This window comes from Proteus sp. fly-1008, from assembly GCF_040140305.1.
Lineage (GTDB): Bacteria > Pseudomonadota > Gammaproteobacteria > Enterobacterales > Enterobacteriaceae > Proteus > Proteus vulgaris_B.
Map to the genome: position 1 here is coordinate 1 of NZ_JBEEWH010000041.1, position 1584 is coordinate 1584.

Annotated in this window: 1 rRNA gene; it reads left to right on the top strand. The window is 52.3% G+C overall.

Features of this window, described 5'->3' with window-relative positions:
- Positions 1-1584: ribosomal RNA gene (locus tag ABN256_RS19010) — 23S ribosomal RNA — on the top strand; the annotation flags it as partial.

Genomic DNA, 1584 nt, shown 5'->3' on the forward strand with positions numbered 1-1584 from the left:
ATGGGGTGACTGCGTACCTTTTGTATAATGGGTCAGCGACTTATATTCTGTAGCAAGGTTAACCGTATAGGGGAGCCGTAGGGAAACCGAGTCTTAACTGGGCGAATGAGTTGCAGGGTATAGACCCGAAACCCGGTGATCTATCCATGGGCAGGTTGAAGGTTGGGTAACACTAACTGGAGGACCGAACCGACTAATGTTGAAAAATTAGCGGATGACTTGTGGATGGGGGTGAAAGGCCAATCAAACCGGGAGATAGCTGGTTCTCCCCGAAAGCTATTTAGGTAGCGCCTCGTGAACTCATCTTCGGGGGTAGAGCACTGTTTCGACTAGGGGGTCATCCCGACTTACCAACTCGATGCAAACTGCGAATACCGAAGAATGTTATCACGGGAGACACACGGCGGGTGCTAACGTCCGTCGTGAAGAGGGAAACAACCCAGACCGCCAGCTAAGGTCCCAAAGTCATGGTTAAGTGGGAAACGAAGTGGGAAGGCTCAGACAGCCAGGATGTTGGCTTAGAAGCAGCCATCATTTAAAGAAAGCGTAATAGCTCACTGGTCGAGTCGGCCCGCGCGGAAGATGTAACGGGGCTAAACCATGCACCGAAGCTGCGGCAGCGACACTATGTGTTGTTGGGTAGGGGAGCGTTCTGTAAGCCTGCGAAGGTGTACTGTGAGGTATGCTGGAGGTATCAGAAGTGCGAATGCTGACATAAGTAACGATAATGCGGGTGAAAAACCCGCACGCCGGAAGACCAAGGGTTCCTGTCCAACGTTAATCGGGGCAGGGTGAGTCGACCCCTAAGGCGAGGCTGAAAAGCGTAGTCGATGGGAAACGGGTTAATATTCCCGTACTGGTGGTAACTGCGATGGGGGAACGGAGAAGGCTAGGTTGTCCGGGCGACGGTCGTCCCGGTTCAAGCATGTAGGCAGAGTGATTAGGCAAATCCGGTCACTTAATGCTGAGGTGTGATGACGAACCACTAAGGTGGTGAAGCAATTGATGCCCTGCTTCCAGGAAAAGCCTCTAAGCTTCAGGTTACCAACAATCGTACCCCAAACCGACACAGGTGGTCAGGTAGAGAATACTCAGGCGCTTGAGAGAACTCGGGTGAAGGAACTAGGCAAAATGGTGCCGTAACTTCGGGAGAAGGCACGCTGGCGGTAAGTGAAGTCCCTCGCGGACGGAGCCGAAGCCAGTCGAAGATACCAGCTGGCTGCAACTGTTTATTAAAAACACAGCACTGTGCAAACACGAAAGTGGACGTATACGGTGTGACGCCTGCCCGGTGCTGGAAGGTTAATTGATGGGGTTATCCGTAAGGAGAAGCTCTTGATCGAAGCCCCAGTAAACGGCGGCCGTAACTATAACGGTCCTAAGGTAGCGAAATTCCTTGTCGGGTAAGTTCCGACCTGCACGAATGGCGTAATGATGGCCAGGCTGTCTCCACCCGAGACTCAGTGAAATTGAACTCGCTGTGAAGATGCAGTGTACCCGCGGCAAGACGGAAAGACCCCGTGAACCTTTACTATAGCTTGACACTGAACATTGAGCCTTGATGTGTAGGATAGGTGGGAGACT